The organism is Roseomonas sp. AR75, assembly GCF_005222815.1.
GTDB lineage: Bacteria > Pseudomonadota > Alphaproteobacteria > Acetobacterales > Acetobacteraceae > Falsiroseomonas.
Genome location: NZ_STGB01000005.1, coordinates 1,030,375 through 1,052,950 on the forward strand (window position 1 = coordinate 1,030,375; position 22,576 = coordinate 1,052,950).

Annotated in this window: 25 protein-coding genes; 20 read left to right on the forward strand and 5 right to left on the reverse strand. The window is 70.8% G+C overall.

The features are described 5' to 3' along the window. Positions 1-26: 26 nt before the first annotated feature. A complete protein-coding gene (locus tag E4T13_RS24310; RefSeq protein WP_137180916.1) occupies positions 27-746 on the reverse strand; it encodes a GntR family transcriptional regulator in 720 nt (239 codons plus the stop codon). Next, positions 743-2,359 carry a thiamine pyrophosphate-binding protein gene (locus tag E4T13_RS24315; RefSeq protein ID WP_137180917.1) on the reverse strand — a complete coding sequence of 539 codons (1,617 nt, stop codon included), beginning with the start codon at positions 2,357-2,359 and terminating at the stop codon, positions 743-745. The genes E4T13_RS24310 and E4T13_RS24315 overlap by 4 nt, the downstream gene beginning before the upstream one ends. Before the next feature lie 59 nt (positions 2,360-2,418). Between E4T13_RS24315 and E4T13_RS24320 the strand changes: the two genes are divergently transcribed. Genes E4T13_RS24320 through E4T13_RS24350 form a run of 7 tightly spaced genes read left to right on the forward strand, consistent with a single transcriptional unit; the run spans position 2,419 to position 6,578 of the window. Further along, positions 2,419-3,150 carry a succinate dehydrogenase/fumarate reductase iron-sulfur subunit gene (locus tag E4T13_RS24320; protein ID WP_137180918.1) on the forward strand — a complete coding sequence of 244 codons (732 nt, stop codon included), beginning with the start codon at positions 2,419-2,421 and terminating at the stop codon, positions 3,148-3,150. Beyond that, positions 3,147-3,488 carry a succinate dehydrogenase gene (locus E4T13_RS24325; protein ID WP_137180919.1) on the forward strand — a complete coding sequence of 114 codons (342 nt, stop codon included), beginning with the start codon at positions 3,147-3,149 and terminating at the stop codon, positions 3,486-3,488. The genes E4T13_RS24320 and E4T13_RS24325 overlap by 4 nt, the downstream gene beginning before the upstream one ends. Further along, positions 3,485-3,832 carry a succinate dehydrogenase, cytochrome b556 subunit gene (sdhC, locus tag E4T13_RS24330; RefSeq protein ID WP_170985210.1) on the forward strand — a complete coding sequence of 116 codons (348 nt, stop codon included), beginning with the start codon at positions 3,485-3,487 and terminating at the stop codon, positions 3,830-3,832. Before E4T13_RS24325 ends, sdhC begins: the two co-directional genes overlap by 4 nt. Next, positions 3,822-4,553 (forward strand): sulfite exporter TauE/SafE family protein, encoded by a 732-nt coding sequence (locus tag E4T13_RS24335; protein WP_137180920.1) that lies wholly within the window; start codon positions 3,822-3,824, stop codon positions 4,551-4,553. Before sdhC ends, E4T13_RS24335 begins: the two co-directional genes overlap by 11 nt. Before the next feature lie 14 nt (positions 4,554-4,567). Next, positions 4,568-5,476, forward strand: a complete 909-nt coding sequence (locus tag E4T13_RS24340) for a fumarate hydratase (RefSeq protein WP_240791264.1) — start codon at positions 4,568-4,570, stop codon at positions 5,474-5,476. Further along, a complete protein-coding gene (locus E4T13_RS24345; RefSeq protein ID WP_137180921.1) occupies positions 5,476-5,973 on the forward strand; it encodes a GNAT family N-acetyltransferase in 498 nt (165 codons plus the stop codon). Before E4T13_RS24340 ends, E4T13_RS24345 begins: the two co-directional genes overlap by 1 nt. Further along, positions 5,970-6,578 carry a fumarate hydratase C-terminal domain-containing protein gene (locus E4T13_RS24350; RefSeq protein WP_137180922.1) on the forward strand — a complete coding sequence of 203 codons (609 nt, stop codon included), beginning with the start codon at positions 5,970-5,972 and terminating at the stop codon, positions 6,576-6,578. The genes E4T13_RS24345 and E4T13_RS24350 overlap by 4 nt, the downstream gene beginning before the upstream one ends. A gap of 17 nt (positions 6,579-6,595) precedes the next feature. On the opposite strand, the gene E4T13_RS24355 is transcribed toward E4T13_RS24350, so the two are convergent. Further along, the gene (locus tag E4T13_RS24355) at positions 6,596-7,195 is read right to left on the reverse strand and encodes a hypothetical protein (RefSeq protein ID WP_137180923.1); all 600 of its coding nucleotides are present in this window, start codon (positions 7,193-7,195) and stop codon (positions 6,596-6,598) included. Between the two features lie 250 nt (positions 7,196-7,445). On the opposite strand from E4T13_RS24355, the gene E4T13_RS24360 reads away from it, so the two are divergent. From E4T13_RS24360 to E4T13_RS24375, 4 genes are all read left to right on the forward strand, one after another. Further along, positions 7,446-9,182 (forward strand): L-aspartate oxidase, encoded by a 1,737-nt coding sequence (locus E4T13_RS24360; protein WP_137180924.1) that lies wholly within the window; start codon positions 7,446-7,448, stop codon positions 9,180-9,182. Between the two features lie 93 nt (positions 9,183-9,275). Beyond that, positions 9,276-9,836 carry a ferritin-like domain-containing protein gene (locus E4T13_RS24365; protein ID WP_137180925.1) on the forward strand — a complete coding sequence of 187 codons (561 nt, stop codon included), beginning with the start codon at positions 9,276-9,278 and terminating at the stop codon, positions 9,834-9,836. Between the two features lie 80 nt (positions 9,837-9,916). Continuing rightward, complete coding sequence (chrA, locus tag E4T13_RS24370; protein ID WP_137180926.1) at positions 9,917-11,257, forward strand: chromate efflux transporter; 1,341 nt, start codon at positions 9,917-9,919, stop codon at positions 11,255-11,257. 55 nt (positions 11,258-11,312) lie between these two features. After that, positions 11,313-12,143, forward strand: a complete 831-nt coding sequence (locus tag E4T13_RS24375) for a YihY/virulence factor BrkB family protein (protein WP_240791265.1) — start codon at positions 11,313-11,315, stop codon at positions 12,141-12,143. A gap of 12 nt (positions 12,144-12,155) precedes the next feature. On the opposite strand, the gene E4T13_RS24380 is transcribed toward E4T13_RS24375, so the two are convergent. Then, positions 12,156-12,338, reverse strand: coding sequence for a DUF3309 domain-containing protein (locus E4T13_RS24380; RefSeq protein ID WP_137180928.1), 183 nt, complete (start codon positions 12,336-12,338; stop codon positions 12,156-12,158). Positions 12,339-12,586: 248 nt separating this feature from the next. On the opposite strand from E4T13_RS24380, the gene rpmI reads away from it, so the two are divergent. The 6 genes from rpmI to E4T13_RS24410 all read left to right on the forward strand — a co-directional run bounded on the left by rpmI (position 12,587) and on the right by E4T13_RS24410 (position 17,716). Beyond that, the gene (gene rpmI / locus E4T13_RS24385) at positions 12,587-12,793 is read left to right on the forward strand and encodes a 50S ribosomal protein L35 (protein WP_137180929.1); all 207 of its coding nucleotides are present in this window, start codon (positions 12,587-12,589) and stop codon (positions 12,791-12,793) included. A gap of 17 nt (positions 12,794-12,810) precedes the next feature. Beyond that, complete coding sequence (gene rplT / locus E4T13_RS24390; RefSeq protein WP_137180930.1) at positions 12,811-13,176, forward strand: 50S ribosomal protein L20; 366 nt, start codon at positions 12,811-12,813, stop codon at positions 13,174-13,176. 83 nt (positions 13,177-13,259) lie between these two features. Next, positions 13,260-14,345, forward strand: a complete 1,086-nt coding sequence (gene pheS, locus E4T13_RS24395) for a phenylalanine--tRNA ligase subunit alpha (protein WP_137180931.1) — start codon at positions 13,260-13,262, stop codon at positions 14,343-14,345. A gap of 161 nt (positions 14,346-14,506) precedes the next feature. Beyond that, the gene (gene pheT / locus E4T13_RS24400) at positions 14,507-16,981 is read left to right on the forward strand and encodes a phenylalanine--tRNA ligase subunit beta (RefSeq protein WP_137180932.1); all 2,475 of its coding nucleotides are present in this window, start codon (positions 14,507-14,509) and stop codon (positions 16,979-16,981) included. 55 nt (positions 16,982-17,036) lie between these two features. After that, positions 17,037-17,357, forward strand: coding sequence for an AbrB/MazE/SpoVT family DNA-binding domain-containing protein (locus tag E4T13_RS24405; protein ID WP_137180933.1), 321 nt, complete (start codon positions 17,037-17,039; stop codon positions 17,355-17,357). Further along, positions 17,354-17,716, forward strand: coding sequence for a PIN domain-containing protein (locus E4T13_RS24410; protein WP_170985211.1), 363 nt, complete (start codon positions 17,354-17,356; stop codon positions 17,714-17,716). Before E4T13_RS24405 ends, E4T13_RS24410 begins: the two co-directional genes overlap by 4 nt. Positions 17,717-17,816: 100 nt before the next feature. On the opposite strand, the gene E4T13_RS24415 is transcribed toward E4T13_RS24410, so the two are convergent. Then, positions 17,817-18,224: a VOC family protein gene (locus E4T13_RS24415; protein ID WP_137180935.1), complete on the reverse strand. Its 408-nt coding sequence runs from the start codon at positions 18,222-18,224 to the stop codon at positions 17,817-17,819. Between the two features lie 130 nt (positions 18,225-18,354). Between E4T13_RS24415 and E4T13_RS24420 the strand changes: the two genes are divergently transcribed. The 3 genes from E4T13_RS24420 (at position 18,355) to E4T13_RS24430 (ending at position 22,560) form a co-directional block, all read left to right on the forward strand. Continuing rightward, on the forward strand, positions 18,355-19,530 hold the full coding sequence (locus E4T13_RS24420; RefSeq protein WP_137180936.1) for an MFS transporter: 1,176 nt from the start codon (positions 18,355-18,357) through the stop codon (positions 19,528-19,530). Positions 19,531-19,603: 73 nt separating this feature from the next. After that, on the forward strand, positions 19,604-21,409 hold the full coding sequence (lepA, locus tag E4T13_RS24425) for a translation elongation factor 4 (protein ID WP_137180937.1): 1,806 nt from the start codon (positions 19,604-19,606) through the stop codon (positions 21,407-21,409). 56 nt (positions 21,410-21,465) lie between these two features. Continuing rightward, positions 21,466-22,560 (forward strand): sensor histidine kinase, encoded by a 1,095-nt coding sequence (locus E4T13_RS24430; protein ID WP_137180938.1) that lies wholly within the window; start codon positions 21,466-21,468, stop codon positions 22,558-22,560. Positions 22,561-22,576 lie beyond the last annotated feature (16 nt).

Here is a 22,576-nt window from a genome sequence, read left to right on the forward strand (position 1 = left end):
CAGATGTTCCCGCTATGTTCGAAACGTCAGTCGAGCCGTGCAAGATAGCGGTGCATGCGCGTGTCCACCCAGGTGACGCGCCGCTCCACCGGGCGGTCCGCCAGATCGAAGGCGACGCGCTGGATCTCCAGCACCGGCGCGCCGGGCCAAAGGCGCATCTTCGCCGCTTGCGTCTCGTCGGCCGCGACGGCGCCGAGACGTTCCTCCGCGCGGCCGATCGTCACGCGATGGTCGCGCTGGTAGAGCACGTAAAGCTCGTCCTCCATCTCCTGCAGCAGCGGCAGGGTGAAGCGCGGGAAGCGCTCGGCGGGCAGCAGGATGCGTTCCAGGATCACCGGCTGCGCGGCGAGCGCGCGGATGCGCTCCACGCGGTGCACCGGCGCGCCCTCCGGCAGGTCGAGCGCCGCTGCCTGTTCGGCGGTGGACGGGCCGGTGCGGAAGTCCAGCACCAGGCTGGTGGGTTCGTGCTTGCGGTCGGCGAGGTCGTGGATGCGGAAGAAGTGGAACAGCGCGCGCTCGCTGGTCTGCGCCGCGACGAAGGTGCCACGGCCTTGCCGCCGCTCGATCAGCCGCCGCCGCTCCAGCGCCGTCAGCGCCTTGCGCACGGTGCCGGGCGAGACGCCGAGTTCCGCCGCGAGCTCCGGCTCCGGCGGGATCAGGGCGCCCGGCGCCCAGACGCCCTCCGCGATGCGCTGCGTCAGGATCTCTTCCGTCTGGGCGTAGAGCGGGCGGCGCGCGACGTTCATCTCTTCAGCGCAGGCGCGGGCTGGCCCTCGATGATCACGTTCACCACCGCGGGCTTGCCGCTCGCGAAGGCTCGCGCCAGGGCCGGCGCGAGATCCGCGGCGCGCTCCACGAACTCGCCATGGCCGCCGAGCGCGGTCGCGATCAGGTCGTAGCGCGTGCCCGGCGCCAGCTCGCAGCCATGCGCGCGGTTGGCGCCGTAGTCCCGCACCTGGATCTGGTATTCCGCGTTCCAGCGGCTGTCGTTGCCGACGACGCAGACGAAGGGCAGGCCATGGCGCGCGGCGGTGTCCAGCTCCGCCATGTGGAAGCCGAAGGAGCCGTCGCCCATCATCGCGAGCGTCGGCTTCCCGGTCGCGGCGCGTGCGCCGATGGCGAAGGGCGTCCCCGCGCCGATCGCGCCCGCCACGCCGTTTGTGATTTTTGTGCCGGCCCGGACGATCGCCTGGCCCCACTGGCCCACCTCGCCGCCGTCGCAGACGAAGATGGCGTCGGGCTGCGCGGCGAGCGCGGCATCGACGGCATAGGCGAGCGTCGCCGGATGGATCGGGCCTTCCGGAGCGCCCTGGCGCGCGGACCACGCGGCGGGCCGGTAGCCGATGGTCTCGCGCGTGCGCATCGCCCATTCCCCCTGCACTGGCGCATGGCGCGCGGCCTGCGTCAGCGCGGCGACGGCGGACGCAGGATCGGCGATGGCGCCGAGCACCAGGCGCTCGCCCAGCAGGCGCTGCGCGCGGCCGAGCAGATCCGCCTCGGGGTCGAGCGCGACGAAGCGCGCGCCCTTGGCGGGGCGGCCGAAGCGGGTGGTAAAGTCCAGCGCCTTGCCGAGCAGAACGACGAGGTCCGTCTCCGCCAGCAATTCCAGCAGCGCGCCGAGCGTGGGATCGGCGAGGCCGCGCGGCGAGTTCATGGGGATGGCGGGCAGGCCGGTGGCCGCTTCCAGCGCCGCCAGGGCCTTCATGCCGGCGGGCGTGATCAGGGAGGGCGGCGCGATCAGCAGCGGGCGCGCGGCTGCGGCGACGAGGTTGGCGGCGAAGCCGGCGGTGGCTTCAGGCAGCGCCATCGGCTTGGCGGCGAAATCGGCGGCGTCGGGCAGCGCGACATCGCCTGAAAGCTCGGCCTCAATCAGGTCGGTGGGCAGGCTGAGATGCACCGGCCCGGGACGGCCAGAGAGCGCGGTGCGGCAAGCGCGCGCAACATCGGCGGCGAGGCCCTCGGCGGTCTGCGCGGTCCAGGAGGCCTTCGTCACCGGCGCGGCCATCGCGGCCTGCGGCAGTTCCTGGAAGGCGCCGTTGCCGAGCTCGGCCAGCGGCGCATGGCCAGACAGCAGCAGCACCGGCACCTCGCCCGCCAGCGCGGTCGGCAGCGCGGCGCAGGCATTTGCGTGGCCCTGCCCGCCCGTGACCATCGCGACGCCGACCTGGCCGGTGATGCGGGCGTAGGCGTCGGCCATGTGCACGGCGGCGGCTTCGTGCCGCGTGTGGACGATCTCGATGCCGCTGCCGACCAGCGCGTCATAGACCTCCATGATGTGGTTGCCGGAAAGGCTGAAGATGCGGGAAACCCCCGCCGCCTTCAGGCCGCGCACCAGCAGGTCGGCGCCGCGCTGTTTCATTTTCTGGACACTCCGCATGGGGTCTTGTGTCTTATACAAGACCATGCAATCCCTTGATCATGCAAGAGACGCTTCAGGTCTCGGTGTGGCGGGGGGACGGGGAAGGCGGCGCCTTCCAGGATTTCCGCGTGCCGGCGCAGGCCAACCAGACGGTGCTGGACGTGGTCACGCATATCCAGCGGGAGCTCGACCCGACGCTCGCCTATCGCTTCGCCTGCCGCGTCGGCATGTGCGGAAGCTGCGCGATGGTGGTCAACGGCCGCGCGCGCTGGACCTGCCGGACGCATGTGAAGAAGGTCGTGCAGGACGGCAGGCTGGAGTTGCAGCCGCTGGCCAACCTGCCGGTGATCCGCGACCTCGCCACCGACATGGCGCCGTTCTTCGACAAATGGGCGCGCGCCAAGGGCACCTTCCAGCCGAAGGATGCGGCCGATGGCGCGGTGCCGGAGGAATTCCACGTCGTGCCGCCTTCGTCGCCAAAGCGGCAGGCGGCGGATGCGGGGATCGAGTGCATCGGCTGCGGCGTCTGCTACGCCAGCTGCGACATCGTGGCGTGGAACGGCGAGTATCTCGGCCCCGCCGCGCTGAACCGCGCCTGGACGCTGGTGAACGACGTACGCGACGACGGCCGCAAGGCGCGGCTGGATGCGGTGGCGGGCGATGCGGGCTGCCATGCCTGCCACTCCACGCAGAGCTGCACCGAACGCTGCCCGAAGGGCATCGACCCCTCCGGCGCCATCGCCGGGCTGAAGCGCACGCTGTTCTGGGGCATGTTCGGGATCGACCGATGAGCGCTCGGGGCCAGCAACACCTTTGGGTGGCGCAGCGCGTCACCGCGATGATTTTGGCTTTCGCGGTCGTGGTGCATCTGGTCACCATCCTGGTCGCGGTGCGCGGCGGGCTGAGTGCCGCGGAGATCATCGGGCGCGTCGGCGGCAGCGAGGCCTGGCTCGTGTTCTACGCCGTCTTTGCGCTCTGCGCCGGGCTGCATGGCGCGATCGGGCTGCGCGCCATCGCGGCGGAGTGGCTCGGCTGGCGCGGGCGCGGCTTCGACCTGGCGTGGCTGGCGATCGGCCTGCTGACGGCGCTGTTCGGCATCCGCGCCGCGGCGGGGCTCTACGCGGCATGAGGATCGATACGCGCCCCCGCTCGCATCCGACCTATGTCGCCTTCCTGGTGCACCGGATCTCCGGCCTGCTGCTCGCGCTGTTCCTGCCGCTGCATTTCTGGGCGCTGTCGCGCGCCATCCAGGGCGAGGCGGCGCTCGAAAACTTCCTGCGCTGGACGGACAACGGGCTGGTCAAGGCCAGCGAGACCCTGCTGGTGATCCTGCTCGCCGCGCATCTGGCGGGCGGGCTGCGCGTGCTGGCGCTAGAATTCCTGGGGTGGCGTGCCTCGCAGAAGACGATGGCCGCGGCTTCCGCCGGCATCGCCTTTGCCGCCGGCCTCTTGTTCCTGCTGAATGTCTCCTGAGCTCCCCGCGATCCTCGCCGGGATCTTCGTGGCGTCCTTCGCCTCGGGGCTGGCGGGCTTCGCCTTCAACCTGGTCGGCGCCGGCATCCTGTTCCACTTCCTGCCGCCGCAGGAAACCGCGCCGGTCATGGTGGTGGCATCCCTGCTGATCCAGGGCACGACGCTCGGCGTGGTGCGGCAGCACATGCGCTGGTCGGCGATCCGGCCCTTCGTGCTCGGCGGCATCCTCGGCACGCCGGTCGGCGTCGCGATCCTGGGCCAGGCTGCGCCGGGCGCCATCGTCGCCTTCATCGGCCTGCTGCTGGTCTGCTACGCCGGCTACATGCTGGCGCGGATCGTGCTGCGCCTGGCGCCGCCGGTGATCCGTGCCGGCGTCGCGGCCGATGCGGGCGTCGGGTTCGCCGGCGGCATCCTCGGCGGGCTCGGCGGCTTCTCCGGCGCGCTGCCGGTGATGTGGGGCGACCTCAAGGGGCTGCGCAAGGACGAGGCGCGCGCGGTGTTCCAGCCCTTCATCGTGGCGATGCAGGCGGTCGCCGCCGTCGCGCTGTTTGCCGGCGGCTTCTTCACCCGCGACAGCGCGGTGCTGCTGGCGACCATGCTGCCGGTGCTGGCCGCCGGCACCTGGCTCGGCCTGCGTGCCTATCGCGTGATCCCCGCGGAGGGGTTCCGGGTGGTATTGCTGGGCCTGCTGTTCCTGTCCGGCCTGTCGCTGGTGCTGTAGGGAGAGGAGACGTCATGACGCTGATGACGAAGGCGGGAGTCGAACCCCTGCGGATCGCGCCCGAGGCCGTGGAGGAAGCAGCGAAGCTGCTCTACATCCGCGCGCTGAAGATCCTGCCCGACGACATCAAGCAGGGCTTCGCCCGGCTCGACGCCGGCGAGACCGACGGCACCGCCAAGGCCATCCTGGCGACCATGATCGAGAATATCGGGGTCGCCGAACGCACGGAAAACCTGCTCTGCCAGGACACCGGCATCCCGATCTTCAACGTCACCATCGGCCGCAACGTGGAGCTGGATGGCTGGGCGCTGAAGCAGGCGATCCGGCGTGGGACCGAGCGCGCCACGCGGGAGCATCCGCTGCGCAGCTCCGTCGTCCACCCGATCACGCGCAAGAACGAGCATACGAGCTGCGGCGCGCATGTGCCGGTGATCAACCTGGACTTCGTGGAGGAAGACCGGGTCGTGAAGCTGGAAATGATCCCGAAGGGATCGGGCAGCGAGAACGGCAGCTTCCTGCAGATGCTGATCCCAGCCGATGGCGTGGCCGGCGTGAAGCGCTTCGTGGTGGATGCGGCGATGAAGGCGGGCGGCAAGGTGTGCCCGCCGACGATCATGGGCGTGGGCGTCGGCGGCACCTCCGATCTCTGCATGCACCTGGCGAAGGTCGCGGCGACGCGGCCGCTTGGGTCACGCTGCGCCGATCCCGAAGGCGCCGCGCTGGAGGTGGCGCTGGCGGAGGCGGTGAACAGCCTGGGCATCGGGCCACAGGGCCTCGGCGGCGACAGCACCGCCTTTGCCGTGCATGTCGAGATCGCCGCGACCCACATCACGATGAATCCCGTGGCCGTCAACATCCAGTGCCACAGCGCGCGCCGCGCCTCCGCGACCTTCACGCCGGACGGCGTGGCCATCGGCTTCTGATGGCCGACATCGTCGAGGCCGGCGCCGCTGACCGCCCAGCGCTGGTGGCGCTGCTGGCGGAAATGGCGCGCTTCTACGCGGAACGGCGCGACCCGCTGACGCTGGCCGAGGCCGCGGTCGCGCTGACCGCGCCGGCGGGCCGGGCCGGACCCTTCTGCCTGGTGGCGCGCCGGCATGGCGCGGCGGCGGGCTTCGTCTCGCTGTCCGGCTTCTTCCCCGCCTTCGACTTCCGCTGGGGCCTGCTGCTGAAGGATTTGTTCGTGGCGGAGGCGCAGCGCGGGACGGAGACGGCTTCGGCGCTGATGACAGCGGCCGCCGAGTACGCGGTGCGCAACGGCTACCAGCGCCTGGACTGGACCACCGATGCGGCCAATGACCGCGCCCGCGCCTTCTACGGCAAGCTGGGCGCGAAACCCGCCGACAAGCTGTTCTACCGCCTCGACGGCAAGGCGCTCGCCGCCGCCGCGCGGGGCACATGGCCGGAGCGCACCCGATGACCCATCACGTGCTGCACATGCCCTGCACGGAAGCCGACATCCGCAAGCTGCGGGCCGGCGACCACGTGACCCTGCAGGACACGCTGTTCGGCATCCGCGACGCCACGCAGATCCACATGTTCGACCATGGCCGCCGCACCCGCTTCGACCTGAAGGGCCATGCGGTGATCCACACCGCGCCCAATGTCCGCAAGGTGGACAAGCGCAGCACGAATGATTCCGGCTACGAGGCGATCTGCGTCGGCACCACCACCTCCGACCGCATGGAGCGATTCACCCGCCCGCTGATGGAACGCGAGGGCGTGCGCATCATCATCGGCAAGGGTGGCCTGCGCGAGGAGTCCCTGCGCGCCTTCCAGGAGCTTGGCGGCGTGTATCTGGCGATCATCGGCGGCACCGCGGCGCTGGAGACCACCTGGATCGAGGCGATCGAGGATGTGGACCTCGACGACCTCAACCCCGAAAGCCTCTGGCGCTTCCGCATCAAGGATTTCGGGCCGCTGCTGGTGGCGATGGATAGCCACGGCGGCAGCCTCTACGCGACGGTCCAGAAATCGGTGGAGGGCCGTCGCGCGGCGGCGCTTGCGAAGCTCGGCGCGGCGTGATGGCCGCGCCGGCCCGCTCAGGGAACGGTGATCCCAACGGCACGCCAGGGGGTCACGTCGCTGTAGCCCTGCAGGATGGTGGGATCGCCGCCGACCAGCGCGCGCGCCTGCGTGTCGTAGTAGTAGATCCAGCGCACGCCGTAGCCGGGCCGCGCCGTGGTGTTGGTGTGCTCCATCACCAGCACGTTCCGCGGCTGACCCGCGATATCCATGGTCTGCTGGCCCATCACCCGCCAGGACGAGTTGAAATTGATCAGCCGGCCATCCGCGGTGCTCATCTCATAGAGGAAGTAGGTGTTGCTGCCGACTTCCAGCGGGAACAGCCGCGCCATGCCGGCCCGCACCGTCCGCTGGTCCACCCAGGGCGAGGGTTCGAGATTGGCCAGGTAACCGGTGCTCTCACCCGTCGCGGGGTTCACCGCGATGCAGGTGAAGGGGTCGCTCGGCGACGCGCCGGTATACTGGAAGGTGCGGGCGGGCGTTTGCACGACCGTGCCGGGCGGCGGGCACTGGAAGCCGGGCGGCGCCGTGCCCGGCGTGGCGCCGGGACCGGTGGGCTGCGCGCAGCCGGCCAGCGCGGCCAGGGGCAGGGCCGCGATTGCGAGAAACCTACGCATCTCATCCTCCCACGGGATTGCGATCGCAACGGAATGGCACAATGACGCGACCGCGCAACCGGAATTGGCATCCGTTTTCGGCACTCGGGCAAGCCATCGGAGCCGTGGCGCCGGCCGTCTTGCTTGTCCTGGCGGCCGGAGCCGCGGCAGCGCAGCAGGCCCCCGCACCGCCCCCCGCAGAGCCGCCCCCCTCGCAGGAGGATTGCGGCTGCGGCGTGCCGGCCAATCCGCGCGGACCGAGGTGAATGCCATGACCGCCGCCATCGCCAGACACACCACCGACATCCTTGTCCTGGGCTCCGGCGGCGCGGGCCTGCTCGGCGCGCTGCACGCCAAGGCTGCCGCGCCCGACCTCTCCGTCACCGTCGCGGTGAAGGGGCTGCTCGGGAAGTCGGGCTGCACGCGCATGGTGCAGGGCGGCTACAACGTGGCGCTCGCGCCGGAGGATTCGGCCGAGCGGCACTTCATGGACACGCTCGACGGGGGCAAGTGGCTCAACGACCAGGACCTGGCCTGGACGCTGGTGACGGTCGCGCAGCGGCGCATCCGCGAACTCGAGAACCGCTGGGGCTGCTTCTTCGACCGCAACCCGGACGGCACGATCCACCAGAAGGCCTTCGCCGGGCAGACCTTCGACCGCACCGTCCACAAGGGCGACCTGACGGGCATCGAGATCATCAACCGCCTGGCGGAGCAGACCTGGGCGCGCGGCATCGACCGGCTGGAGGAGCATCGCGCCGTGGCGCTGCTGCCTTCGGCCGACGGCGCGCGGCTGGCGGGCGTGCTGATGGTGGATGTGCGCACGGGCGACCTGCGGCTGGTGCAGGCCAAGGCGGTGCTGCTGGCCACCGGCGGCGGGCCGACGATGTACACCTACCACACCCCCTCCGGCGACAAGTCCTGCGACGGGATGGCGATGGCGCTGCGGCTCGGCCTGGCGCTGCGCGACATGGAGATGGTGCAGTTCCACCCGACCGGCGTGCTGGCCGGGCCGGGCACGCGCATGACCGGCACCATCATCGAGGAAGGGCTGCGCGGCGCCGGCGGCTACCTGCTGAACGGCGCCGGCGAGCGCTTCATGCACAACTACGATCCCCGCGGCGAACGGGCGACGCGCGACATCGTCTCGCGCGCGATGTACCGGGAGATGCTGGCGGGCCGCACCAACGAGCATGGCGGCCTCTACATCGAGATGGGGCATCTCGGCCCCGACCGCGTCCGGCGCGAGTTCAAGGGCATGGTCGAGCGCTGCGCGGACATGGGCTTCGACCTGGCCGGCGGGCGCGTGCCGGTCGTGCCCACCGCGCACTACATGATGGGCGGCGTGGTGTTCCGGCCGGATGGCGCGACCGTCCTGCCCGGCCTCTTCGCCGCCGGGGAGGACACCGGCGGTGTGCATGGCGCGAACCGGCTGGGCGGCAACGGCGTGGCGAATTCCACGGTGTTCGGCGGCATCGCCGGGGACACCATGGCGCGCTGGGTGCCGCGCGAGGGCGCGTTCGAGGAACCCGATCCGGCGGCGCTGGAGGCGGCGCTGGCCCTGGTGAACGCGCCCTTCGGCAGGCCCGCGGCCTCGCTCTCGCCTATCCGGGACGCGCTGCACGGGCTGATGTGGCAGAAGGCGGGCATCCTGCGCGACGCGGCGGGTCTGGCGGAGGCGGCCTCGGGCCTCGATGCGCTGGAGGGCGAGTTGGACGCGGCGGGGGTGGGCGGCGCGCGCAGCTTCAACCTGGCCTGGCATGACTGGCTGAACCTGCGCTCCCTGCTGCTGGTCAGCCGCGCCATCGTCGCCGCCGCGTCGGCCCGCGCGGAAAGCCGCGGCGCGCATTGGCGCGAGGATTTTTCGCAGACCGCGCCTGAGGCGGAGGGGCTTTCCGCCACGCTCGCCAGCCTCGACGGCGAAGGGCGCGTCGCCATCGGCTGGCAGCCTGTCGCCTTCACCCGCGTGCGTCCTGGCGAAAGCCTGCTCGCCGCCGCCGCGGAATAGCGCGCGGCGAGGCAACCCGGCGCGCCCGCCTTTCGTTCCTCCGCCGCTCCCGCGCGTCTTCGCGCGCGGGCAGACCCCGGAAAGGCCAGGACGATGGACGAGATCGCGAAGCTGATGATCGATCAGCTCAAGGATGCCCACAGCGCCGAGAAGCAGGCGCTGCGCGGCATGGCGAAGATGCTGAAGAACGCCTCCTCCCAGGCGCTGAAGGACTGCATCCAGTCGCATATCGCGCAGACCGAGAAGCAGGTGGAGCGCGTCGAGCAGGCCCTGGAAATGGTCGGCGGCAAGCCCGGCCGGAAGGTCTGCGAGGCGATGAAGGGCCTGATCGAGGAGGCCCAGAACGAGATGTCGGAGAACGACAAGGGCCCGATAATGGACGTGCTGATCATCGCCGCGGCGCAGCGCATCGAGCATTACGAGATCGCCGCCTATGGCACGATGGTGACGCTCGCGAAGGCCGCCGGCGAGAACAAGCTGGCGGACCTGCTGGGCAAGACCCTCGCCGAGGAGAAGGACACCGACGGCAAGCTGAGCCAGGTGGCCGAATCCGAGGTGAACCCCGCCTTCATCAGCCACGCCCGCGGCGAGGATGAAGAGGACGAGGAGCCGGCGAACGAGAACCGCCGCGGTGGCCGCCGGCGCAGCGCTTGACGGCACGGCCGCACCGGGCCGCCCTTCCCTGCGACACGCCGTGAGGCTAGGCAGGTCCTGCAACAGAAGCAGGCGCGCCGATGGACACGCCGACGTCGCAGCGCGCCAGCCTGCCCACCTTCCGCGAGGCGGTGCGCGTCTGGCTGCGGATCGGCCTGCTGTCCTTCGGCGGGCCGGCGGCGCAGATCGCGCTGATGCACCGGGAGGTGGTGGAGGAGCGGCGCTGGGTCTCCGACGCGCGGTTCCTGCACGCGCTGAACTTCTGCATGCTGCTGCCGGGGCCGGAGGCGCAGCAGCTTGCCACCTATCTCGGCTGGCTGCTGCACGGGGTGAAGGGCGGGCTGGCGGCGGGGCTGCTGTTCATTCTGCCGGGCGTCGGCGTGATGCTGGTGCTGTCGGCGATCTATGCCGCCTTCGGCAGCGTGCCGCTGGTGGCCGCGCTGTTCTTCGGGCTGCAATGCGCCGTGCTGGTGGTGGTGCTGGAGGCGCTGCTGCGCATCGGCCGGCGCGCGCTGAAGGGCGCCTTGCCCTGGCTGCTGGCGCTGGCCGCCTTCGTGGCGCTGTTCGCCTTCGCCGTGCCCTTCCCGCTGGTGGTGCTGGCGGCGGCGCTGCTCGGCTTCGCCCTGCCGCATTCCTTCGCGGGCGGCGGGCATGGCGCGGCGAAGCAAGGCCCGCCGGCGCTGCTGGATGCTGTGCTCGCCGCCGACCCCGAACGGCCGGCCCGCATGGCGGGAGCGGCGAAGCGCGCGGGGCTGGTGGCGCTGGCGCTCTGGGCCTGGCCGGTGGCGCTGCTGGCGGGCACCGGCCTCTATGGCGACATCGCCTGGTTCTTCTCGAAGATGGCGGTGGTGACCTTCGGCGGCGCCTATGCCGTGCTGGCCTATGTCGCGCAGCAGGCGGTGGAGGGCTATGGCTGGTTGAGCGCCAAGGCCATGCTGGCGGGGCTTGGCCTCGCGGAAACCACGCCGGGTCCGCTGATCCTCGTGCTGCAATTCGTGGGCTTCCAGGCGGGCTGGCCCTCGGGCGGGCTGGCGGGCGGCGTGGCGGGGGCGCTGTTGACCGTCTGGGTGACCTTCGCGCCCTGCTTCGCCTGGATCTTCCTGGGCGCGCCTTTCGTCGAGCGTCTGCACGGCGCGCCGCGGCTGAAGGGCGCGCTGGCGGCAGTGACCGCGGCCGTCGTGGGGGTTATCGCCAACCTTGCGCTCTGGTTCGCGTTGCGCGTGCTGTTCACGCGGGTGGAGACGGTGTCGTTCGGGCCGATGCGCCTGGGGCTGCCGGACCCGGCCTCGCTGGTGCCGGATGCGATGGCGCTGACCGCGCTGGCCGTGGCGTGCCTGTTCGCGCTGCAACTTGGGCTGGTGCGGACCCTGGCCGCAACGGCGGTCGCCGGACTCATCGGCCGGGCCCTGACGGGGGGCTGAGCCCGCGGAAGGAGACGAGACGCTGCGCCGCGCCTGGAGCCTGATCAAGGAGACGGTGAACGGCTACATCGCCGACGAGGCGATGACGCGCGGGGCGGCGATCGCCTGCTACACGATGTTCTCGATCGCCCCCCTGCTGGTGGTCGCAGCCGCCATCGCGGGGCTGGCGGTGACCGAGGAGGCGGTGTGGGAGGCGGTGTCAGGGCAGCTTCGCGCCCTGGTCGGGCAGCAGGGCGCCACCGCGATCCAGGCCATCGTCCGCGGCGTGGGCGAGGGGCCCGGCGGCAACGGCATCCCCGCCTTGGTCGGCGCGGGCATCCTGCTGCTCACCGCCAGCGGCGTCTTCGCGGAGATCCAGGCGGCGCTGAACGCCATCTGGAAGGCCGAGCCCCGGGGCATGAGCGTTTCCTACCTCGTTCGCGCGCGGCTGCTGAGCATCGGGCTGGTGGCGGCGACGGGGTTCCTGCTGCTGGTCTCTCTCGTGGCCAGCGCGGCCCTGGCGGCGTTCCAGACCTGGGCGGGGCTCAAGATGCCGGTGCTGGCGCCGGCACTCGCCTGGGCCAATTTCGGCATCTCCTTCCTGCTGACCACGCTGCTGTTCGGCGCGATCTACAAGGTGCTGCCGGACCGGCAGCTGCGCTGGCGCGACGTGGCGATGGGCGCGCTCTGCACGGCCCTTCTCTTCAACATCGGCAAGGCGCTGATCGGCTGGTACATCGGCGGCAGCGGCCTGGCGCGCAGCTATGGCGCTGCGGGGGCGCTCGTGGTGGTGCTGCTGTGGGTGTACTATTCGGCGCAGGTGTTCCTGCTGGGGGCGGAGTTCACCCGCGCCTGGGCAGACCGTCGGCCGCGCGGCAGAGGGCGGCCGGTGGGCGGAAAGACCTGAGGCCCCGCCCGCTTACGGCGCCACGGGGCCGGCCATGTAGCCGCCGCCGAAGAAGACATAGAGCAGGAGCAGGATCAGCAGCAGCCCGAGGATGCCGCCGAAGCCGCCGCCGCCGTAGTAGCCGGACCGGTAGCCGTAGTAGCCGCCGCCGCCAAGCAGCAGGATCAGCAGCACGACGATCAGAAGCAGCATCATGTCCATGGACTCCCGTTGCGCAGGAAGCGCCAGGGACAGCCAGAAGGTTTCGTGTGCGCCGCCTCGATGCCGCGGAATTGCCACGGCCCGCTGGCGCTTGCCTTCGTGCCGGCCGCAGCCTATACGCCGCGCTCCCCGCGCCGTGGCCCATGGACATGCCCGGCCGGCCCAGCCCCCCCGCCGCATGGTGCGGCCCCTGCCCCAGGCAGGGCGCAAGGTGGGGGGCATGACCCCGACAGGAGGGCCAAATGTCCAAGATGAAGACGAAGTCGAGCGTGAAGAAGCGCTTCCGACTCACCGCGACCGGGAAGGTCAAGGCCGGCGCCGGCAACAAGCGCCACATGCTGACGGCCAAGACCACCACCATGAAGCGCCAGAACCGCGGCATGTTCGTGATGGACAAGCAGGACGGCGACACGGTGAAGCAGTGGCTGCCCTACGGGCTGGATCGCTGAGCGGAGGGGTCTGACCAATGGCACGCGTCAAGCGGGGCGTCACGAAGCACGCCCGTCACAAGAAGGTCCTGAAGCTCGCGAAGGGCTATGTCGGCCGGTCGTCCACCGCCTACCGCCCCGCGCTGGAGCGGGTCGAGAAGGCGCTGCAATACGCCTATCGCGACCGCCGCAACAAGAAGCGCGAGTTCCGGGGACTGTGGATCCAGCGGATCAACGCGGCCGTGCGCGAGCACGGGCTGACCTATTCCCGCTTCATCGCAGGGCTGAAGGCGGCCGGCGTGGAGATGGACCGCAAGGTCCTCGCCACCATCGCCTATGACGACGCGGCGTCGTTTACCGCCATCGTCGAGAAGGCGAAGGGCGCCCTCCCCGCGCAGGCCTGATCCCTTCCCGGGATCGGCTGTTTCGAACAGATGGAGGGCCGTCCCCGGCGAGGGGGCGGCCCTTCGCGTATCCGGAGCCGACGATGTCAGACGATCTTGCGGCGCTGCGCAGTGAGACCGAGCAGGCGCTCGCCAACGCCGCCGATTTGCGCGCGCTGGACGCGGTGCGGGTGGCCGTGATGGGCAAGTCCGGCAGCCTTTCCGGCCTGCTCAAGGGGCTGGGGCAGGTGCCGGCCGAGCAACGCAAGGACCGCGGCGCGGCGCTGAACCGCCTGAAGGGCGAGATCGAGGCGCTGCTGGACGCGCGACGGACCGCGCTGGAAGCGGCGGAACTGGAGGCGAAGCTGAAGGCGGAGCGGGTGGACGTGTCCCTCCCCGCGAGGCCTTTCGCGCCCGGCACGGCTTCCGATGGCGGCATCCATCCGATCAGCCGCACCATCGAGGAGCTGACGGCGATCTTCGGCGCCATGGGTTTTCGGGTGGTGGAAGGCCCGGACATCGAGAGCGACTGGCACAATTTCGGCGCGCTCAACATCCCGGACCACCATCCGGCGCGGCAGGACCACGACACCTTCTACATGCCCGGCACCGACCCGAACGGGCATCGGCGCGTGCTGCGGACGCAGACCTCGCCGCTCCAGATCCGCACCATGCTGGCCGAGGAACCGCCGATCCGCATCATCGCGCCCGGCCGCACCTATCGCGCCGACCACGACGCGACGCACAGCCCGATGTTCCACCAGGTGGAGGGCCTGGTGATCGACCGCGCGATCACGCTCGGGCATCTCAAGGGCTGCCTGATCGATTTCCTGCGGGCGTTCTTCGGCATCAGCGACCTGCCGGTGCGGTTCCGGTCGTCGTACTTCCCGTTCACCGAGCCCTCGATGGAGGTGGATATCGGGTGGAACCGGAAGACCGGCGAACTGGGCGGCGGCGGCGATTGGCTGGAGATTCTCGGCAGCGGGATGGTGCATCCGAAGGTGCTGGCGAATTGCGGGCTCGATCCGCGGGAATGGCAGGGATTTGCGTTCGGGATGGGGATCGAGCGCATCACCATGCTGAAGCACGGCATGCCGGATCTGCGGCCGTTCTACGAATGCGACCTGCGCTGGTTGAAGCATTACGCGGCGGATCCGCTGGCGCCGGCGATGCTGCATGAGGGGGTGTGAGATGGTCGGCATGGTCGGTCGCGCCCCCACCCCGACCCTCCCCCGCACGCGGGGGAGGGAGTGCCAGTTGCGCGACCTGCCCCCTCCCCCGCCAAGCGGGGGAGGGTTGGGGTGGGGGCACGGCTGGCCTGCCCATGCTCAGTGCCTGAAGGCCTAGCCCGATGAAATTCACCCTCTCCTGGCTGCGCGAGCATCTCGAGACCGAGGCGTCGCTCGATCAGATCACCACCACCCTCTCCGCCATCGGCATCGAGGTGGAGGGCGTGGAGGATCGCGCGGCGGCGCTCGCCAGCTTCCGCATCGCGCGGGTGATCGAGGCGGTGCAGCATCCGAACGCGGACCGGCTGCGCGCTCTGCGCGTGGATCTCGGCGACGGGCGCGAATACTCCGTGGTGTGCGGCGCGCCGAATGCGCGGACGGGGATGGTGGGCGTGGCGGCGCTGCCCGGCGCCTTCATCCCGGGCACCGGCATCACGCTGAAGGTCGGCGAGATCCGCGGCGTGAAGTCCGAGGCGATGATGCTCTCGGCGCGCGAGATGGGGCTCGGCGAGGATCATTCGGGAATCGTGGATTTGCCCGCGGATGCGCCGGTCGGCACGCGCTACGTGGATTATGCCGGGCTCGACGACCCGGTGATCGAGATCAAGGTGACGCCGAACCGCGGCGATGCGCTTTCCGTGCGCGGCATCGCGCGCGACCTGGCGGCGGCGGGGCTCGGCACGCTGAAGTCGTGGGAGGTGGCGCCGGTTGCCGCCACCTATCCCTCGCCGCTGCATTGGACGATCGAGGACCGCCGCGCCTGCACCTGGGTGCTGGGGCGTGCGGTGCGGGGCGTGACGAACGGGCCCTCGCCGCAATGGCTGCAGGACCGGCTGACGGCGATCGGGCTGCGGCCGATCAACGCGCTGGTGGACGTGACGAATTTTTTCACCTTTGCCTATGGCCGGCCGCTGCATGTGTTCGACGTGCGAAAGGTGGCGGGCACGACGCTTTCGATGCGCATGGCGCGGCCGGGCGAGGAACTGCTCGCGCTGAACGGCAAGACCTATGCGCTGACCGAGGAAGACGGCGTCATCGCGGATGCGAACGGCGTCGAGGCGCTGGGCGGCGTCATCGGCGGCGAGCATTCGGGCTGCGACGAGACGACGACCGAGTGCTTCATCGAATGCGCGCTGTTCGATCCCGTGCGCATCGCGCTGTCGGGACGGCGGCATGACGTGCGCACCGATGCGCGGTCGCGCTTCGAGCGCGGCATCGACCCCGCGCTGCTACCGAAGGCGCTGGAAGCGGCGACGCGGATGATCATGGAACTGTGCGGCGGCGAGGCGTCGGAGGTTTCGGAAGCCGGCGCCGAGCCGGCCTGGCGGCGCAACGCAACGCTGCGCTTCGAACGCATCGCTGGCCTCGGCGGGCTCGACCTGCCGCGCGAGGAAGCGGAGCGGCGGCTCTCGGCGCTCGGCTTCAGCACCGTCTCGCGCGATGCGGAAGCGATCACCGTCGCGGTACCGTCCTGGCGGAACGACATCGCGGGGCATGGCGCGCTTGCGCAGGACCCCTCGCTGCCCGCGGATCGCGCGCGCGTCGCGGCGGAAGGCTGCGCGGCGATCGAGCCGGAATGCGACCTGGTGGAGGAAGTGCTGCGGCTCGGTGGGCTGGATGCGGTGCCGCCTGTGTCCATGCCGATCACTTCTCCGGTGCCGCGGCCTTCGCTGACGCCGAAGCAGGCGCGCGCGGCTCTGGCGCGGCGCGTGCTGGCGGCGCGCGGGCTGCAGGATTGCGTGACCTACGGCTTCCTCGCACGCGAGCAGGCGGCGCTGTTCGGCGACACGCCCGAGGGGCTGCGCGTCGAGAATCCGATCGCGTCCGATCTCGACCAGATGCGGCCGACGCCGGTGGCCTCGCTGGCGATGGCGGCGTCGCGCAACGCGGCGCGCGGCTTCGGCGACGTGGCGCTGGCGGAGATCGGCGGTGCGTATCGCGATCCGGCCTCGGGCAGCAGCCAGCTTGCCGTGGCGGCGGGCGTGCGCGCGGGCATGACCGGCGCGAGCTGGGCAGCGCCGTCGCGCGCGGTGGACTGGCTGGATGTGAAGGGCGATGCGCTCGCCGTGCTCGAACGGCTCGGCGTGCCGATGGCGGCGGTGCAGGTCACGGCGGATGCGCCGGGCTTCTACCATCCCGGCCGATCCGGCGTGCTGCGCCAGGGTCCGAAGGTGGTGCTGGCGACGTTCGGGGAGTTGCATCCCAAGGTGCGCGCCGCGCTCGACATCCCCGGCGCGGCGGTGGGCTTCGAGGTGTTTTTGGACGCGATCGCGGAGCCGAAGCGGCGGAAGAAGGGCGTGCCCGACCTGCCCGCCTTCCAGCCGGTGCGCCGCGACTTCGCCTTCCTGGCCAATGCCGACGTCTCGGCCGAGGCGCTGCTGCGCGCGGCGCGCAACGCCGACAAGGCGCTGATCGCGGATGTGGTTCTGTTCGACCGCTATGCCGGCGAGAAGCTGCCGGAAGGCAAGGTCTCGCTGGCCATCCAGGCCACGCTGCAGCCGCGCGAGCGGACGCTGACCGATGCGGAGATCGAGGCGGCGGGGCAGAAGATCGTGGCGGCGGTGGCGAAGGCGACGGGGGCGGTGCTGCGCGGTTGATGCGCCGGGCCCTCCCGCGCGTTAGACTGACGACGCGGAACGGAGGAGCGGTGCGATGGGCTCGGTGCGCGTGACGGTGGATGCCGAGGGGCGGCTGGTGCTGCCCGAGGAGATCCGCCAGTCGCTCGGCATCGTGGGCGGCGGGACGCTGGATTTGCGGGTGAGCGGCGACGAGTTGCGCGGGTCGGTCGAGCCACCGCCGATCCACAGCCTGGCCGACGCGGTGGCAGCGCTGCGGGACGTCGTGCCGCCGTGGAAGGAGGGCGAGCCCCTGCTCTCCGAGGTGCTGATCGCGGAGCGTCGCGCCGAAGCGGCGCGCGACCTGGCCGAGGAAATGGCCGACATCGCGGAACGGGCGCGGGCCAAGCGGCGGTGATCCTGGACGCCTCGGCGATCCTGGCCGCCGTGCTCAAGGAGCCGGGCGGCGAGACGGTGATGGCCGCGCTGCCCGCCAGCGCCGTGAGCGCGGTGAACTGGCTGGAGGTCCTCGCCCGGATCATCGTCGGGCCTGAGGCAGGGAAGCTCGAGCTGTCGCGCGTCTCGGTCGCCGTCCTCCCCTTCGAAGCGGCGATGGCGCATGGCGCGAGCGGGCTTCTCGCCCGCCATCGCGGCGTGCTCTCGCTCGGGGACTGCGCCTGCATCGCGACGGCCGCGGCGCTGGGTCGGCCGGTGCTGACGGCCGACCGGGTGTGGGCAACGCTCGGGCTGCCGGTCGAGGTGCGGCTGATCCGCTAGACCATGATCGGCGCTGGACCATGATCGGCGCTGACAGCGGCGCCGATCGCGTGATTCACGCCTCCGGCCCTTCCAGCCTTCGGCGATCACGCTCTGACGATCAGCCCTGCCCCACTATCACCATCCACAGAACGCCGAAGCGGTCCTCCACCATGCCGAAGCGCGGGGAGAAGAAGGTCTGCGCCGGTGGCATCCGGACCTGCCCGCCCGTCTCCAGCGCGGTGAAGATGCGGTCGAACGTCGTCGCGTCCGGCACCGTCAATGCCAGGCCGAAGCCCTTGAAGCTGGTGTCGCCGGCGCAATGCCCGTCGGAGGCCATGAAGCTCGCCCCGCCGACGCGCACCAGCGCGTGCATCACCTTGTCCTCGTTGCCGGGCGGGGCGCTGGTTGGATCGGGGCTGTCGCGGAAGCGCATCAGCGCGCCGACCTCGGCGCCCAAGGCCTCCTTGTAGAAGGACAATGCCTCCTCGCACCGGCCATCGAAGAACAGATAGGGCTCGATCTGCATCAGGGCTCTCCTTGAAGGACGTGATCGGTAAACTCATTGGTGAAGTGTTCGCAAGCGCGGCGTGGGCCGCATCGCGGCGATGTGCGCGCTGCGCGCTGACGGGCCGGACGATCCGGGGCAGTCTCGGCGGATGAGCACGGCGGCTTCCCCATCCGGCAAGGCACGGCATCTGGCGGTGCTGTGCGCGGGCGTGGTGCTGTGCCTGTCGGTCTGGTTCGCCGGCACGGCTGCCGTGCCGGACCTGCTGGCGGCGGGGCTGATCACACGCGGCGACGCGGCCTGGCTGACGGCTTCGGTGCAGCTCGGTTTCGTCGCGGGGACGCTGGTCTCGGCGGTGCTGTCGCTGGCCGACCGGCGCGATCCGCGCATGCTGTTCCTGGCCTGCGGGCTGCTGGCCTCGTCGGCGACGCTCGCGCAGACGCTGGTGGCGCCCTCCGGCGCGGCGGCGCTGGCGCTGCGCTTCGTCGCGGGGGCGGCGATGGCGGGGGTCTATCCCGTGGGGATGAAGCTGGCGGCGTCCTGGGCGAAAGGCGATCTCGGGCTGCTGATCGGGCTGCTGGTGGGGGCGGTGTCGCTGGGATCGGCGATGCCGCATCTGATCCCCTCCCTGCTGGGCGGGATCGGGTGGCAGGCGGCCTATCTCGGGGCGGGGGTGCTGGCGGCGGCGGGGGGGCTGTCCATCCTGGCGTTCCGGCCGGGGCCGCTGCTCGGCGCTCGGCCGCCCTTCAGGCCCGCACAGGCGCTGGAAGCGTGGCGGAACAAGGGGTTGCGCTACGCCAACCTCGGTTATCTGGGGCACATGTGGGAACTCTACGCCATGTGGGCCTGGATCGGGCTGTTCTTCAGCGGCGTGCTGGCCGGGGAGGCCGGGCCATGGACCTTCGCGGTGATGGCGGCGGGCGCGGTGAGCTGCGTGGTGGCGGGGCTGCTGGCGGATCGGTGGAACCGGGCCTCGGTGGCGGCACTTTGCATGCTGGCCTCCGGCACCTGCGCCCTGCTGGTAGGGCCGGCGGCGGCGGTGGCGCCGTGGTTGGCGGTGGCGGTGGCGCTGGTCTGGGGCTTCACCGTGGTGGCGGATTCGGCGCAATTCTCGGCCTGCATCGTGACGCTCTCCCCGCCCGATTATGTCGGGACGATGCTGACGGTGCAGACCAGCCTGGGCTTCCTGCTGACGGCCGGGACCATCGCGCTGGTGCCGCTGGCGATCCAGGGGCTCGGTTGGAACTGGGCCTTCGCGGTGCTGGCGCCGGGGCCGCTGCTCGGCGCCTGGGCGATGTGGCGGCTGAGGCCGCTGCTGCCGCGCTGATCCGAAGCTTTCCAGGGCCGCCCGCAGCCCCTATGTGGGGCGCAACCCCCCAACGGGCATCCAGATCCCCCCAATGACCGACGTACCCCTCGACCGCATCCGCAACTTCTCGATCATCGCGCATATCGACCACGGCAAGTCCACCCTGGCGGACCGCCTGATCCAGGCGACGGGCGCCGTGACCGCGCGCGAGATGAAGGAACAGCTGCTCGACAACATGGAGCTGGAGCGCGAGCGCGGCATCACCATCAAGGCGCAGACCGTCCGGCTAGCCTACCAGGCGAAGGACGGGCTGACCTACACGCTGAACCTGATGGACACGCCGGGCCATGTGGACTTCGCGTACGAGGTGAGCCGGTCGCTGGCCGCCTGCGAGGGGTCGCTGCTGGTGGTGGACGCCTCCCAGGGGGTCGAGGCGCAGACACTGGCCAATGTCTACCAGGCGATCGACGCGAACCACGAGATCGTGCCGGTCCTGAACAAGATCGACCTGCCGGCCGCCGAGCCCGACCGGGTGAAGCAGCAGATCGAGGACGTGATCGGGCTCGACGCCTCGGACGCGGTCATGATCAGCGCCAAGACGGGGCTGAACATCGAGGGCGTGCTGGAGGCGATCGTGACGCGCCTGCCGGCGCCGAAGGGCGACGTGAACGCGACCACCAAGGCGCTGCTGGTGGACAGCTGGTACGACGCCTATCTCGGCGTGGTGGTGCTGGTGCGGGTGAAGGATGGCGAGCTGCGCAAGGGGCAGCGCATCCGCATGATGTCGAACGGCTCGGTCCACACCATCGAGCAGGTCGGCGTCTTCACGCCGAAGATGGTGCCGGTGGATAGGCTCAGCCCGGGTGAGATGGGCTTCGTCACGGCCGCGATCAAAACCGTGGCGGACACCAATGTCGGCGACACCATCACCGACGACCGCAACCCCGCCAGCGCGCCGTTGCCGGGCTTCAAGCCCAGCATTCCGGTGGTGTGGTGCGGGCTGTATCCGGTGGACGCGGACGACTTCGAGAAGCTGCGCGAGAGCCTGGCCAAGCTGCGGCTGAACGACGCCAGCTTCCACTACGAGCCGGAGACCTCGGCCGCGCTCGGCTTCGGCTATCGCTGCGGCTTCCTCGGGCTGCTGCATCTGGAGATCATCCAGGAGCGGCTGTCGCGCGAGTTCGACCTGGACCTGATCGCGACGGCGCCTTCCGTGGTCTACAAGATCCGCAAGACCAATGGCGAGGAGATCGAGCTGCACAACCCGGCCGACATGCCGGATGGCAGCGTGATCGACGTGATCGAGGAGCCCTGGATCAAGGCGACGATCCTGGTGCCGGACGACTACCTCGGCCCGGTGCTGACGCTCTGCAACGAGCGGCGCGGGCGGCAGATCGAGCTGACCTATGTCGGCAACCGCGCCATGGCCGTGTACCGCCTGCCGCTGAACGAGGTGGTGTTCGACTTCTACGACCGGCTGAAGTCGGTCAGCCGCGGCTATGCCAGCTTCGACTACCAGCAGGACGGCTACGAGGAAGGCGACCTCGTGAAGATCTCCATCCTGGTGAATGCCGAGCCGGTGGATGCACTGTCCTTCATGGCGCATCGCAGCGCGGCCGACCGGCGCGGTCGGTCCATCTGCGAGAAGCTGAAGGAGCTGATCCCCCGCCAGCTCTTCAAGATCCCGATCCAGGCCGCGATCGGCAGCCGCGTGATCGCGCGCGAGACCATCTCCGCCCTGTCGAAGGACGTCACCGCCAAGTGCTACGGCGGCGACATCACGCGCAAGCGGAAGCTTCTGGAGAAGCAGAAGGAGGGCAAGAAGCGCATGCGGCAATTCGGCAAGGTCGAGATCCCGCAGAGCGCCTTCATCGCCGCGCTGAAGATGGATGCCTGACGAGCGGCGGTTGCACGCCATGGACCCCGGCGCAACCGCGCGCGCAATCTTCCGGCATGCCGCAATCGCCTGACGAATCGCCTGCGCCGGCCGACCTGCTGCGCCGCATCGCCGAGTTGGAAGCGGAGAATGCGCGTCTGGCCGGCGCGGCGCGGAAGGCCGGGCATGACCAGGCGGCGATGCTGCGGCTGGCCCAGGAAGCCGGCGGCATCTGCTCCTGGCAGTGGGACGTGAGCACCAACGCGCTGCATTGGTCGGAAAGCTGCCAGGCTTTGCACGGCATGGCGCCCTTCGAACCGCCGAGCTTCGAGCGCTGGATCGGCGGCGTGCATCCCGACGACCGTCCCGCGGTCGAAGCCGCGCTGCAGGGCACGCTCGCCGGCGGCAGCGACGGCTGGGACATCGAATTCCGCTACACCCGCTACGACGACGGCGCCGAGCGCTGGCTGGTCGGTCGCGGCCGGGTTGAGCGGGACGCCGCGGACGGCCGCCCGCTGCGCATGATCGGCATCGGGTTCGACATCACGGAGCGCAAGGACTCCGAGGCGCGCCAGGCGCTGCTGATGCGGGAGCTGGATCACCGCGCGCGCAACCTTCTCGCCGTGGTGCAGGCCGCGCTGCGGCTGACGCCGAAGGACGATCCGGTGGAATACGCCCGGGCAGTCGAAGGCCGGATCAACGCCCTCGCCCGTGCGCATGGCATGCTGGCGGAAGCGCGCTGGAGCGGGTCCGACCTGCGCGCGCTGATCGCGGCGGAACTGGCGCCCTTTCTCGCGGCGCAGCGCGTCGCGCTGGATGGGCCTCCGGTGATGCTGCCTGCCCACATCGCCCAGCCGCTGGCCATGGCGATCCATGAACTCGCGACCAACGCCGTGAAGCACGGCGCGCTAGCGGCCGGGGCTGGCCACATCGCGATCGGGTGGCATCTCTCCGGCGGCGCCGGCGGGCCGCCGCGGCTCGCGCTGCGCTGGGCCGAGGCCGGCGGGCCTCCGGTGACGCCGCCGAGCCGGCGCGGCTTCGGCTCCCGCATGCTGGAGGCCACGGTTCGGGGCCAGCTCGGCGGTGGTCTGGCGCTGGACTGGGCGGCGGAGGGGCTGCGCTGCGCGTTGGAACTGCCGCTGGATCGTCGGTCAGAACAATCCGGCTTCTGAGTGAACTGGCGCGGCG